The organism is Polaribacter ponticola (assembly GCF_026191475.2).
Classification (GTDB): domain Bacteria; phylum Bacteroidota; class Bacteroidia; order Flavobacteriales; family Flavobacteriaceae; genus Polaribacter; species Polaribacter ponticola.
Genome location: NZ_JAOSLC020000003.1, coordinates 428,047 through 442,807, shown reverse-complemented (window position 1 = coordinate 442,807; position 14,761 = coordinate 428,047). Strand labels below are relative to the sequence as shown.

8 protein-coding genes and 3 pseudogenes are annotated in these 14,761 nt (G+C 29.2%); 2 read left to right on the top strand and 9 right to left on the bottom strand.

Annotated features, from left to right (window positions below):
• The first annotated feature begins 179 nt into the window (after window positions 1-179).
• Window positions 180-2,948 (top strand): glycerol kinase GlpK, encoded by a 2,769-nt coding sequence (gene glpK / locus N5A56_RS06775; protein ID WP_337994832.1) that lies wholly within the window; start codon window positions 180-182, stop codon window positions 2,946-2,948.
• On the top strand, window positions 2,900-3,397 hold the full coding sequence (locus N5A56_RS06770; protein WP_337994831.1) for a glycerol-3-phosphate dehydrogenase C-terminal domain-containing protein: 498 nt from the start codon (window positions 2,900-2,902) through the stop codon (window positions 3,395-3,397). The genes glpK and N5A56_RS06770 overlap by 49 nt, the downstream gene beginning before the upstream one ends.
• Window positions 3,398-3,476: 79 nt before the next feature.
• On the opposite strand, the gene N5A56_RS06765 is transcribed toward N5A56_RS06770, so the two are convergent.
• From N5A56_RS06765 to N5A56_RS06730, 9 genes and pseudogenes are all read right to left on the bottom strand, one after another.
• Complete coding sequence (locus tag N5A56_RS06765) at window positions 3,477-3,713, bottom strand: two-component regulator propeller domain-containing protein (RefSeq protein ID WP_265724772.1); 237 nt, start codon at window positions 3,711-3,713, stop codon at window positions 3,477-3,479.
• A 32-nt stretch (window positions 3,714-3,745) separates the two neighbouring features.
• On the bottom strand, window positions 3,746-3,928 hold the full coding sequence (locus N5A56_RS06760; protein WP_265724771.1) for a two-component regulator propeller domain-containing protein: 183 nt from the start codon (window positions 3,926-3,928) through the stop codon (window positions 3,746-3,748).
• 801 nt (window positions 3,929-4,729) lie between these two features.
• Window positions 4,730-4,852: pseudogene (locus N5A56_RS17715) on the bottom strand (T9SS type A sorting domain-containing protein); the annotation flags it as partial.
• A gap of 12 nt (window positions 4,853-4,864) precedes the next feature.
• On the bottom strand, window positions 4,865-6,313 hold the full coding sequence (locus N5A56_RS06755; protein WP_265724770.1) for a hypothetical protein: 1,449 nt from the start codon (window positions 6,311-6,313) through the stop codon (window positions 4,865-4,867).
• A 78-nt stretch (window positions 6,314-6,391) separates the two neighbouring features.
• On the bottom strand, window positions 6,392-8,995 hold the full coding sequence (locus tag N5A56_RS06750) for a discoidin domain-containing protein (RefSeq protein WP_274270286.1): 2,604 nt from the start codon (window positions 8,993-8,995) through the stop codon (window positions 6,392-6,394).
• Between the two features lie 75 nt (window positions 8,996-9,070).
• Window positions 9,071-9,295, bottom strand: a pseudogene (locus N5A56_RS17710) (galactose-binding domain-containing protein); the annotation flags it as partial.
• 163 nt (window positions 9,296-9,458) lie between these two features.
• On the bottom strand, window positions 9,459-12,629 hold the full coding sequence (locus tag N5A56_RS06740; protein WP_420793199.1) for a GH36-type glycosyl hydrolase domain-containing protein: 3,171 nt from the start codon (window positions 12,627-12,629) through the stop codon (window positions 9,459-9,461).
• Window positions 12,623-12,817: a hypothetical protein gene (locus N5A56_RS06735; RefSeq protein WP_265724769.1), complete on the bottom strand. Its 195-nt coding sequence runs from the start codon at window positions 12,815-12,817 to the stop codon at window positions 12,623-12,625. The genes N5A56_RS06740 and N5A56_RS06735 overlap by 7 nt, the downstream gene beginning before the upstream one ends.
• Window positions 12,818-12,859: 42 nt before the next feature.
• A pseudogene (locus N5A56_RS06730) lies at window positions 12,860-14,742 on the bottom strand (MFS transporter).
• Window positions 14,743-14,761 lie beyond the last annotated feature (19 nt).

The window sequence follows — 14,761 nt, the reverse complement described above, 5'->3', positions numbered from 1 at the left end:
GGTTATTTTTCTTTATAGTGTATCAGAAATTTTTAATATAATTCTATTTTTTCAGAACTGTATTTAGTCCGTAATTTGGTTTTAAAAATTTTATTATTCTCATTAAAAAATAATATTATTTTCGTAATATAGAAGCACTATTTAGTAATGCAAAAAGTATTTAATTATTTCTATTTTGTATTAAGTATTTATTTAATTTTTTAAATAATAATAAAAGAGTTTATAGTCATGGAAAAAAATATGTAATTGCATTCGATCAAGGTACAACAAGTACAAGAACAATTATTTTCGATCATGAAGGTGAAATTGTAAACATTTCTCAAAAAGAATTAACACAGCATTATCCTCAGTCTGGTTGGGTAGAACATAATGCAGAAGATATTTATAATGATCAACTAGAAACTTTCCATAAAGTTTTAGAAGACTCTAAAATTCATCCTGAAGAAATTGTTTCTATAGGTATTACAAACCAAAGAGAAACTACTGTTGTTTGGGATAGAAATACAGGAAAACCAATTCATAATGCTATTGTTTGGTTAGATAAACGTACTACAGAAATTTGTGAAGATCTAAAACAAAAAGGACTTACGAATTACGTAAAAGAAAATACAGGCTTGGTAATTGATGCCTATTTTTCTGGAACAAAATTAAAATGGATTCTAGACAACGTAGAAGGAGCTAGAGAAAAAGCTACTGCAAACCAACTATGCTTTGGAACCATAGATAGTTGGTTAATTTATAAGTTTACAAATGGCAAAAAACATGTAACAGATCATACAAATGCTTCTAGAACTTTAATTTATAATATTAAAAATTTAGACTGGGACGAAACGCTATTAAAAGCATTAGATATTCCTAAAAGTATATTGCCTTCTGTACAGCAATCTTCTTCTAATTTTGGTAATATAACGTATAATGGAGTAGAAATTCCAATTTATGGTGTTGCAGGAGATCAGCAAGCTTCTTTATTTGGTCAAGGAGGATTTAAATCAGGAATAGCCAAAAACACTTATGGAACTGGTTGCTTTATGCTATTAAATATAGGTAAAGAGCAAGTTGTATCTAAAAAAGGACTATTAACAACACTTACTTGTAGCTTAGAAAACGAACCAATAAATTATGCTTTAGAAGGAAGTGTTTTTGTTGGAGGTGCTTCTATAAAATGGTTAAGAGATAATATGCAGTTGATAGAAAAAGCTTCAGACACAGAAGAAATTTGTAAAAGCATTCCGCCTTTAAAAGATATTTATGTAGTACCAGCTTTTGCTGGTTTAGGAGCTCCTTATTGGGATTCTAAAGCCAAAGGAAGTATTTATGGAATGACTTTAGATACAGGAAAAAATGAGTTAATTAAGGCAACTGTAGAAGCATTAGCATATCAAACAAGAGATGTAATTGGTGCAATGATAGAAGATTCTGGTAAAGAAATGAAAACTTTAAAAGTTGATGGTGGTGCAAGTGCAAATAATTATTTAATGCAATTTCAATCAGACATTTTAAATGTTGAGGTAGATAGACCAAAAATGATTGAAGTTACTGCTTTTGGAGCGGCACTTTTAGCCGGAATTAAAGCTAACTTTTGGACCAAAGAAAATGTTGAAAATTTAAGAAAAGTTGATACTATTTTTAAATCGGAAATGAAGCCGAAAGTAAGAAATAAAAAATATAAAGGTTGGTTAAATGCTGTTGATAAAACCAAAACAACAAGCAAAACTAAACTGATTGATAAAACACTTCGTTTTTCTGTTTTAGATAGAAATAAACAACTTAAAAAAATAACTTCTAAAAAGTTCGATTTAATTGTAATTGGAGGTGGAGTTACTGGTGCAGGTATTGCTTTAGATGCCTCGTCTAGAGGTTTAAAAGTTTGTTTAATAGATAAAAATGATTTTGCTTCTGGCACAAGTAATAAATCTACAAAACTAATTCATGGAGGTTTAAGATATTTAAAACAACTAGAAATAGGTTTGGTTAGAGAATCAGGTTCAGAAAGAGCAATTGTACATAAATTAGCGCCTCATTTAGTATTGCCAGAAAAAATGTTACTGCCTTTAATTGAAGGAGGAACTTATGGTAAAATGATGACTTCTATTGGTTTAAAAGTCTATGATATGCTAGCCAATGTTGGTGGAGTCGATAAAAGGAGAATGCTAAATAAAGCAGATACATTTGAAAAAGAACCTTTGTTAGACAAGAAAACAGTTTTAGGAAGTGGATATTATGCAGAGTATAGAACAGATGATGCTAGATTAACGATTGAGTTATTAAAAAAAGCGGCAGAATTTGGTGCAACAATTATTAATTATTGCGAAATGGAATCTATAATCTATGATAGTAATAGTAAAATTGAAAGTTTAAATTGTTTAGAACATAATACTGGTAAAAAAATAAATATAAGAGGTAGAAATTATGTTTCTGCTGCAGGACCATGGGTAGATAAAATTAGAAAGAAAGACAATTCCATCAATCATAAATATTTGCATTTAACCAAAGGTGTTCATATTGTTTTTCCTCATGAGAAATTACCAATTCAGCAATCTGTTTATTTTGATGTAGAAGATGGTAGAATGATTTTTGCAATTCCTAGAGGAAGATGTACGTATGTAGGTACAACAGATACAAATTATAGTGGAGATTTAAATAGAGTTGTTGCTACAAAAGAAGATGCTGAGTATTTAATAAAAGCAGCAAATAATACATTTCCAAATGTAAATTTAACCTTGGAAGATGTAGAGTCTAATTGGGCTGGATTACGTCCTTTAATTCATGAAGAAGAAAAAGATCCATCAGAATTATCTAGAAAGGACGAGATTTTTATTTCTGATAGTGGCTTAATTTCTATTGCAGGTGGTAAATTAACAGGTTATAGAAAAATGGCACATAGAGTTATTGATACTGTATTAAAAACATTACCAGAAAAAGGAAAAAGAAGTTTAAAAAATCGATAACAGAAGAAATTTATTTAGTTACACCAACTTTACATTCTTCTTATCAAGTAGAACTTTATTTCGAGGAAGTTGATAAGAAGCTAATAACCAAAGGAATTTCTGAGGAGTATTATGCTTGGTATTTAGCAACTACTTACGGTAAAAAAGCAGATTTAATAGTTGATAAAATGGACTTTTTTATAAAAGGAACACCAATAGAAAATTTAATTAGAGCAGAACTTTGGTATTGTATACATCATGAGATGACAAATAGTTTAACAGATTTCTTTGTACGTAGAACAGGTAGATTGTATTTTAATATTTCTAGTATAACTTTATATTTCGATATTATTTTAAATGATTTTATAAAGTATTTAGACTGGGACGATAAAAGGGGTCAACTAGAAACAAAAAAAATGAATTTATTATTAGCTGATGCAACTACTTATTATTCAGAAGAGTTTAAGTAAATTACTATAAAAAAGGATAATAATTCTATTTTCGAATACAATATCTAACTTTTCTTTATTTAATAGTAGTTTAGGTATGTTAAGGTCGAGTAGTGGTGTAGTCTTTTTCTTTCTTTTGGTTGGTTTTCTTTAAATCTACTAGGTCAAGACCGTTAGAAGTACCAATCCAAAGCATTTCTTTTTTATCTTTAAAAAGAATATTTATATGATTGTTGATTAAAGAATTACTGTCTTTTTTATTATGAGTGTAATGTTTAAAATCTCCAGTAGCTTTGTTGTAATAATTTAAACCGTTTCCGGTAGTTCCTATCCACAAATTCCCACTATTATCACCTGTAATTGTATAAATTAAATTACTATTAATACTTTTTGGGTTATTAGGAATACATAACCATTATATTTATTCAAACCATCATGAGTTCCAAACCACATAAACCCTTTATTATCTTGGTATATAGAGTTAACATCACCTTGAGATAAGCCGTCTTTTGTTGATATTTGATCAAAAATTATAGAATTTTGACTTATCAAATTTTGATAAAATCCAATTATTAGTATAAAGATAATTGCTTTCCAAAAAATTAAAATATTTGAACACATACTGTAAAATGAATTTATAAAATTAGATTTCATCCAATATTAATTAATGTACTTTGTTTTACCTAATAAAAAACCATTTATGCTTAATTTAAACTCATTTGTTTTTAGAATTTAATCTTTTGTTGCTAAATAATTTATTTGGAACTTAACCAGGTTTAAAACAATTATTTTCAGAATTGTATTTTATTCATTGCTCTTTTTTTAATTCAATTTTCTTTTGTTTAAGGCAATCAAATGAAAACAAATCTACTTCCCAATACAATATGTAATTTTTATTTTAAACAAAGGGTTTAAGGCAGTTGAGGTGGAGTATAGGTGTAAGATTTTAACTTCTTTTAGTTGATTTTGGCAAATAAAAACAAATCAATTATAATTTTTCAAACTTACTTTCAATATTCTAAAAATATTATCACTTAAAAGCTTTGGATTTAAAACTTCTATAAAAATTCCAACTATTCAAAACTTGAGCTTTAATTTTAAATAGATGTTTTATACTTGATCAATTCTTCAATCTTTATTGGTAGATTATTTAACGAATAAGTTAAGTTTAAATTTCTTTTTTTATCACAAGTTTGTAATCGTTTTAGGGACCATCATTTCCAAAACAAGCTAAAAGCATATTTACGTAGTTTAATTCTACTTGTGTATATTTATCTTGGGAATAAAATATTTTTTTAAATATTCAACAGAATAAAGGATGAACAAAATGTTCACCCTTTTAGATAATTATAATTATTTCTTTACAAACTTTTTGATGTAAATTTTATCATCAACTTTAAGTTTTAAAAGGTAAACTCCTTTTGGTAAGTTTTTTACTTCTATTTTATTAGAGTTATTTAAATCTTTTTCAATAACTAATTTTCCTAATTAATTATAAACTTTCACAGACGTGTTTGATCTATTTTTAGGTAGTACCAAAGTTAAGTTTGCAGATACTGGATTAGGATATAAATTAAAATTACTGATTCCTATTTTAGTTTCAGTATTTAGAACATTTACCTTATTGGCTGTATTAGTAGCTGCTGGAAAATCATAATTGTTATAGGTAGAGAAAAATGTGCTTCCAAATTTGTTGGCAGCCAAACCAAATAACATAGATGAATAATCTACTCCTTGAATTTCGTTAGGTTTCCAAGTTGTTTCGTCCAAACTATATCTCCATAAAAGAGTTTCACCTGTTGGTAAATTGTATAAACCTCTTGTGCCAGATAGCATTTGAATTAAATCATTTTTCACAGTTGCATCTGTTGGTAAAAAGCCTGCAATAATATGAGGAGAAACTACTCTTGCTGGGTGATTATTTATGTCATCTGCATGATAACCAATAGTTGTATAAAATGTATTACCAATTGTTGTAGGAGAACTTCCAGCGCCTAATCCCCATTCATAACTGCTAATGTGACCTGTAGGGTAAGAACTTTGAATGTTTGTATAATATAGTTTATCTGCTGCCAAAGTATTAGACATGTAGGTTTTGTATAAAGTACTGTTATGTGCCCAAGGAACTAAATAAAAAGGAAACTGAATTACGAAATTTGAACGAAAACTATTTGTTGAGTTGTAATCTGATAATATTTGGTATCCCCAATAATTAGCATATGCAAAATTATTTAATTGAGTCCAAACATTCCAAGCAGTTGTTCCATTTCCTGGAGTGTTTCCTTCTGATTTTTTTGCTAAATAGGCTACAATCATATATTCATTAAATGGTTTAGCAGAAGAACCTTGCCCATTTCCTAATGCATTTTGCTCTAACCAAATAGAACCAGTTGTAGGATTGTCTATAGCAGAAACCCAATCTACAGATAAAAAAAGTTCATCAGCATAAGCAGCAATTTGTGTATTATTACTAAAATACTTCTTTGCAAATAAAGTACCTGTTGTTAATAATGCAGTGTCAATTGTGCTATATTCAGAATTCCAAGCTTGTGCACCTGAACTTATATCTAAAAAATGCCTATAATAACCTTTATTGTTTCTATCTGGAGTAAAACCTGTGGTATATCCTAAAATTGTTTTTAATGTTTCTATAACTTTTGTTTCTGCATCTGTAATATAACCTGCTTTGTCTGCAATACACAATGCAATAAGTCCAGTCCCTACATTTGCAGCAGAAATTGGATGGTAATCAGACCAGCCAGTTTTTATGATTTTTGCATCTCTATACATTCCATTTGATAACCTCATAGATTCGTATAGCGTATATGTGTTTTCTAATAATTGGTCAGTTGTAATTTGTGATTGTGAATTTTGATTTGATAATAAAAATTGTAGTATAACGATAATTAAAACTTTACTGTAGAATGATGTTTTCATAATTTTAATATTTAAGTTTAGTTATTTTTTAAAAGTTACGATCTTACTTCAATACATTACTAAAGCAATAATTTTACACTACCAAAAAGCTACAATTTTTTTAGTATTGGCTTTTAATAGAATACTGTCATTAGTGTATTTTTCAACTTTAACACCATCTATAAGTACGTTTTTAGGCATACTGTCAGTTGGCCAAAACAATTTTATTTCTTTTAGATCTTCAAATTTTCCATTAATTAATACTGATAATTTTTTATCTTGATACTTCATCTTAATAGTTGCATCCCCAAAATGTGTAGGAAAATCTGTTAAAGAAATACCACCATTTTTTAACCAATCTAAAGGTGCTCCATTCAATAATTCTATTCTTTTCTCGGCATCGTTTTCTAAAATTATTAAACCTCTAACTGAATTTACATAACCAGAACCAACCCAAGTATGTGGCATATCGCCAATATAACTGCCTAAACGAGGTCTACTGTGTACTACTTCTCCCCAATGATTCCATTTTAAAGGTCTTTTATCATTAAACATCATTTCGTGTAATTCTTGTGCTTCTTTTCTCATTCCTAATTTAGCCAATGCCAAAATATTTCTATTTTCATAAGGAGTGTAACTATAGGTTTTTCCGTTAGAAACTCTGTCTTTTACAGATGTTATATAAGATGTAAATGTGTTTTTTAATAATTTTTCTGGAAGTATAGAAGTAGATTCACAAGGAAATAAAGCAATAGCAATTGATGTTGGGTCTGGGTCTCCTAAATCTGCAGAAGAAGGTAAATAGTCTATCTTAAAATGGTCAACAGTTAATTCTATCGATTTTTTTAAACTCGAAGCAAATATTTTATGATTTTCATTTGCCCAATTTGCAATATCAACTTCATGAAGTTCATTAGAAGCATATTCGCCATCTAACCAGCCTCTTAATGCCCAAAAATCATCCCAATAAGAATGTCTTGGAATATCATAACCTTCATGGCTAATAGATGCTGGAATTATTCCGCGAAAACGCTCGCTGTTATTTTCTTTACTCATATAACCATCTTCTAAAGTAACATTTCTTAATGTTATCATATAATCCATCGCTTTTTTGATGGTTTTAAAATGCTTTTTAAGAAATTTTTTGTCTTTTGTAAATCGATAATACTCCATCATTCCATAGATAAACTCACCTTGCGCATCATATTCTATATCAGCTCCATAACCTGTAAAATTTTCTCCTTTGTTAGATAAAATTGGTGGTACTTGTCCATTTTCTCTTACTCTTTCTGCATACCATTCCATATAATCTTTAGCTTCACTTAACAAGCCCATTCTCATTAAAGCAGAACACGTCATAGCGCCATCTCTAATCCAAGTTCTATTGTAGTTTCTTGAACCAGGTTGAATTACAATTCCATCTTGATTCAATAAAATATAACCAATTTGAGATTTTACGGTGTTTTCTACTTCAACATTTCCAAGTGAAAATCCAACTTTATCAATTTTGTTTTTCCATAATTGAATTTGTTCATCCTTTAATTCTTTAAAACTTTTATTGAAGTTTACATCCGTGATATTTTCGTGTAAAGGCACACCAACTCTAATTTCTTGATTTTTATTTGGGGCAACAGAAAGTTGATATTCAATAGCTCCAGAAGCAAGACCATCTTCACTTTCAGAAGAAGAATTAGAAGGAAATCTATTTTTATATAATTGTTGAATAATTGTACCTTCATTTAATGTTGTAGCTCCTACTTTTACTCCCTTTTTATTAAGAATATACAAAGCTTTATCATTTACATATATTTTAGGTTGATGAGTATTGTCTATTTTTAATTTATGAATTAGAGACAAACCACCATGTTGCCATTTCGGATTAATTTGAACAGGATGTATCACAAAAAATAATGTAGCATCTAATTTTTTTGAAGTTTTATTTTCTAAACTGTAAGAAACTTCGCTTACCGATTTTTGAGTTTTTCCATAAGACAAACCGTTTATCGATACATCAAAATCTTTAAAAATCCATTTTACAGAAGGTAAAGGCAGATAACCTTCAGCCAAATCGTTTTCTATTTTTATAGCATCTAAAGCTGTTAACAATTTGCCATTTATTTTTAAAACAGGCATTAATGTTGGAGCTCCAGCATAAGGTTCTATATTTCCATATTCATCAAAAAGAGATTCTTCTGTGTCATTAGGTACACCTAAAAGCGTCCAGTAAACTTGCCTGTTTTTAAGTTGAGTTGGGTATAAACCCAAAGGCATTTTTTGAGCTAAAATTTCATACTTTACTAAATTAGAAAGTTGCTTATTAGGTCCGTAAAGTGTAATATCTTTAATAGTAAAACCTATGTTTTTTGTGATAGGATTCTTTAAAACTAATTTTACGTATTGTAATTTCTTTTTTTGATGTTTTAATATCTCAAAACTTCCTAATCCTTCTTTTATTTCTGATGTTTTTGCCCAATCTTTACCATCTAAAGAAGTAAAATAGTCTAAATCTTGAGCATAATTAGCAGCCCAATCTAAACGAATTCCACCAATTTCTATTGGTTTTAAAAAGTTTAAAACTAATTCAGATTCATTTTCAGAACTCGAACTCCATTCAGTATTACTATTGCCATCTAACAAATTAATAGCGTCCTTAACAACTACATCATTTTCTATTATTATAGGTACTTCTGATGTTCCTTTCAAACTGATATCAAGAATAGAAAAACCCCAACCAGTTGCTCTTGTATGCAGATTTATTTTAATATACTTTGCTTTTCTGGGAGTTGTAAAAATATCTTGTATGCCACCTTCACCTTGTTCTGTAGCATATCCTTTTTCCCATTTATCTCCATCAACAGAGGTTAAAATTTCAAAAGATTTTGCATACGCAGATTCCCAAATAATTTGTAATCCTGTAAAAATAAAATTCTCGTGTGTATTTATTTCTAACCATTGTTCATCACTCCAATTAGATCCCCAGCGTGAAGATTTGTCTTCATCGATTGCATTAGATGGCTTAAACCTTTCTTCTTGTGAAGAAGACAGCTGTAACAGTCCATTGATCTTTTTGAGGTGGATTTTCTTTTGTTTTACAACCCCAAATAATACATAGTAACAATAATAGTCTAAAGTAGAAATTGGTTTTTGTTGATGACATTTTTTAAGGTTAAAGCTGAATGTTTATATCGTTTTTATCTTGTTTTAGTAGTTCTATAAATTTAGAAGTATTAATTAATACACCACCTTTTCTATATTGATTTTCTTGATAAATAATATCAATATTTTTACCATTTACTGTTATTTTCTTTGGATGATATTCCTCTTCTTTTACAGAAAAATGAATAGTTAAAGGATATCCTTTGTACTGAATAGAGGCAGATAATCCGTCAAAGTTTTTAGGAATTACAGGGTCTATAATTGTTTTTCCATATTCAGTTCGAAGACCTAATAAATGCCAAACTAAAAGGCCCATATAAATTCCTGGTCCGCTCGAATAAATTCGCCAACCACCTTTTAAAGTTATTTTACCTTCTTTTAGTTCTTCATAACGCTCATCAGCTTCATACCTGTTTTTAAACGTAACATCCGAACTACTATAATAACAATTAGATTGTCTAAAATCTCCACAAGTAACAATTTCATTATAAGCAATTGGGTTTGCTTGTCTTAAAGCTTTTACAAATGCTGTAGCATTACCAACTCTTGCTTGAGTTTCTGCATAACGTAAATGTGCGTGCATGTACATAATACCTATTTCTCTACCAAAAAAGCTACTACTTTCTGCTCTTTGAAATATGGTTTGAATTCCTCCATTGTATTTCGGAGGACGATTCATTAAACGTGCGCCATCTGGTCCTTTTAAATGTTTTTCAATCAAATTCAAATGAAATTGAGCTTGTTCTTTTGTAAAAATACCACTGATAATTCCTCTAATCATTGGTAACAAACGATATTGAATATTCGTTTTTGTGTCTGAAGGATGTAATAATAAACTAATGCTATTATCATCTTCTATTAAACCATGACCAGCAACAATATTATCTTTAATTAAGTATTTATTAAAATCTGCTTTTATATTAGCGCAAATATTTTTTAAACGTGTTTCCTTTTTGTGGTCTCCAATTAATTGATATACTTCTGTAAAGTTTGAAAATGCTTGATAATTCAATTCAACTGTCCAACTAGAAATTAGTTTTTCTGCCAAATCTTTGCTTGCAGGTTGCATAGAATCATTCCAATCTCCACCACCAAAAGGCACAAAAGAAGTATTAGGAATAAAGGAATCTACCAGCATATCTATAAGCCTTTCTATATGTTCTAAAAGTGATGTTTTTTCAACAGTTTCTGTCCCTTTTTCATTATAATAAGGAAGTATTTCTGATAAAATTTCTGCATCTCCTGTTGCTTTAATATAGTTTCCTAAAGCAATAATACACCAATGATGAATATCTCCATGAGAAGAACCTGCTCTAATTTCAGAAAAACTATCAAACATCCACCATTGTGGCCAACCACCATCTGTATTTTGATTAGAGAATATAATTTTTAATATTTCTTTTGCTTCATCGTATTTTTCTGTACATAAAAGCAATTCAAAAGGCCCTTGTGTTGTGTCTCTTGTTCCCCAAGCAGCACCGTCAAATTGCTCTAAACCATGTGGTGTTAATAAATGTGTAAGTGCATTAACTCCATACCAAGGTAAAATTTCTTGTAGTACAGAAATATCTTTGTCATTTCCTTTTAGAGAAAGGTTAGAAGATAAATGATTCCAATCTTCTTTAGCGTTTTTACAATCTAAAGCAAATTGTATATCTGTGTTTTTTATTGCAACAAAGTTAGAACCTTTAACAACTTCACCTAAAAAACTAATGCAAAAATTCGAAGTTTCTTTTACTGAAATATTAAAGAAAGAACCACCATGTTTTTTTCCATCATCATACAGCGTTTCATTACCAGTAATTTTATAATTTACTTCGTTACTTTGTAGGCGAATTCTAAATTGAGAGCTTGGAAATTTATTAGCTATTTGGCTTTCTTTATTTGGTTTTGCTACAAATTCTTGTGGATTCAGTTCCTGAATTTTCCAATCTATAGCTTCGTCTAAATTGTTGGTAACTAATATATTTACTTTTGAACCATTCAGAACTTTAAAGTCCATATTTACTTGTGGAGCATCTTTAGACGTCCAAGTTCTTATTTGAAAACAATGCTCTTTAAATTTATAAATCCATCTACAATAATTTAAGCCCATTTCAAAGGCAGAAGGAATGCCTAAAAGATATTTTTTATCTTCAATTTCTATAAAAATCCTTTGTCCGGTTTCTACTTCTAAATTAAATTGACTCGAAGAAAGAGATAAAAAACGATTAAAATTTGTGTTTCCTTGCGTTATATGAGAGTTGAAAACACCACATGCATAAGAAGTTGTAGAAACGATACTTTCATCTGGAGTATAACCAGCTTTTGCTTGCATTATATGTCCATGAGGTCGATCTACTAAAATTTCTTTTTCTTTTAATACAACATGATTATTTTCTTCATAGAAAAAAGACAGCAATTGATCACCTTTATATTCTAAATGACGTTTTTCTTTACTAAAATAGTGGTCTAATTCCTCTAAATCTAAATTATGAACAGGTAAAAAAGTAGCCGCATTAAAAATATTTTTGCTGGGTTTAAAAGAACCCTCTTTTTCTTGATGAATGGTATTCTCTTCAAACTCATTTATAACATCAGATAAAAGATCTAAATCTTTTTCGGTTGTAGATTCTGGGTGATTTGAAACATATTTACCAACAAAAACACTATGGTGAGTTTCATCCTTTTTTAACAGAAATGGTTTTTCTTGTAAAGCAACAATAGCTAATTCTCCAGAACATTCTCCGTCTAATTTTTCTTTCAATAAACTTTCAGGAATACCAGTTTCTCTGTAGCTTTTTCCGTAAAACTGAATACCATCTGTACTTGCAGATTCTGCAGTATTTTTACAGGTTAAGAGTAACCAAGGCGTTTCTGTGCTTGCTTTAAAGTTTTGTCGACAACAAACAACAGTGCCATAATTAGTGTCTTCTAAAATACGTCTTTCTAAATATTGACTAACATAATATTCGTTTACCAAAGCATCAGATACTTCTTTTAAACCCACATCTTGAATGTAAATTACATCTAATTCTAAAACTGTGTTAGAAGTGTTTTTAGTTTCTAAAGACCACTGCCAGCTTAAGCTTTTAGAAGATAATTGTAAAGTACATTTATAAGAAATAGTATCCCAAGTACCTTCCGCAATAAAAGTGTTCTCATTTATGGTAAAAGTACTATTGCTTTCTGGTCCTAAAATTGCTTTATATGAATAACCGTTTGTTTTTTTCTTAAATATAAATTTGCGCCAGCTTTAGAAAATAATGATGTTTCTTTCAAGCTAATTCTTATGGGAGCCGCTTTTACACTTTTAACTAAACCGTTCTCTAAAAACTGAAAAGAAAGACCTTTTGAGTTTTCTATATTTAAATAATTATTTAAAGCCATAACCTGTATTGTTGTGTATTTTTTTTAAAGTTAGATGTTCATTTATTCTTGTTCGAGCTCTCTTTTCTCTATTGCAGCTTTAATTTCAAAAGACTTTTCTTCTGTTAATGGGTACTTTAAAGTGAATAAGAATGAAATAATACAAAGAATTAAAGGCAACCCAATTTCTACAGCTCTCATCATTAAAAGTGTGTAAGGAGATTGTTGGTTTAGAGGCATTACTTGCAGTTTTATATCTTTAATTGCTGCGTAAAACTCATCTAAATTGGTTGTTTGTAAATTTTTAAGTTGATGATTAATTTCTGATAAATTAGTAACCAGATTTTTATAGTGTTCTGTACTATTTTTATTTGTTGTAGCTTCTTTCTCTAAATGGTCTAATAATAATGCACCATTTAATTTGGCTTTGGTAAGCTCAATTTTTGAAAAAGATGAAATATTTTGATTAGCAACCCTTTTAAATTCTGAATTTACTTCTTTATAATCTAAAATAGAATGCTGGTTTTCTAAAGTAGTTTTTATTTTTACTATATCTTTTGAAGCATTTACATAAAGGTCTTTTTTGAAGTTCTTTTCGCTTTTACTTGCTTCTGGATTTTCTGCTATTTTATTTTCTAAATTATTTAGAGTTATTAGATAATCATCAACATCAGTTAAATTTTCATTGTAAAGTGTATTTAAGTTTTTCTGATATTCTAAAAAAGTTAAATCTTGAGATTCTTTAACGAATGCGATATTTTTTTCAATCTTATTAATGGAACCTTTAAAATCATCTACTTTTATCACTTGTGTTTCATCAAATTGAGTAAAAACAATTAATAAACCTGCCACAAAACTTGCTAATGCAGTTCCCATTTTTATAAACCACCAAAAAATGGAATAATAACTACCTTCAGATTTTCTATTTGTTTTCAAATAATCTTCGTCACAAATATCACCTACCATAGAAGAACCTAAAGTAAAAAAGAACAACATTCCAATAGATAATAAAATGGTTGGAATTACTATTAAATAAGGAAATTCGTGGTTGTAGCACACAATTTTAGACAATTGAGCCAAAAACATTAAACCAATTGCAATCAGTAATGTTTTTCTTTTACCTACTTTAGGACTTAACCAATTTAAAGGAAAAACTGCAAGTAAACCTGTAATTGCCCATACAGTTCCATTGATTCCTAATAGGGTAGCAGCTACTTCTTTGTTTCCATCAAAAATGTAATAAATAGGAATATAATAGCCGAGTAAATTCACAAAATTAAAACCCATTGCCAAGGTAAAAACAATAGCTACTAATCTAATAAATGTTTTATTTTTAAAGGTATGCTTAATATCTCCCCAAAATGGCGTCTTTTTTTGTTTTTCAACTTTTTTAAATCCAGGTTCTTTTACAGTAAAAAACCACCAAAAAGAAAGCGGAATTAAGATAACAGCTACTAACATAGAAACATATTTCATTCCATCTGCTTCATTTCCATCAGCACCTTTAAAATACTCCATATTTGCTAATGCAAAAAGCCAAGGAGTACTCATTGCAAAAAGGTTTCCTAAAAAACTTTTTGCGCTAAATAACCGTGTTCTTTCATGGTAATCATTAGACATTTCCATACCTAAAGCACCATGAGGAATTTCAAAAATTGTACAAGCTGTAAAAAATATTAAAAGCCAAAAAAGGATATAACCTAATTGAAACCATTTAAAACTCTCATCTGTAGGAAACCATTCATGAACCAATTCACCATCAGGAATCCACCACATTAATACAAAACTAATGGCAACTGCAATTCCACCGACTAATAAAAAGGTCTTCTTCTTCCCCAGCGTGTTCTAATATTATCTGAAAAATGCCCAACAATTGGGTCTGAAATAGCATCCCATAAACGAGGTATAATTAGAATAACTCCAAGCCAAAGAGCACTTAAACCCATGCTAATGTTTCCAATAAGC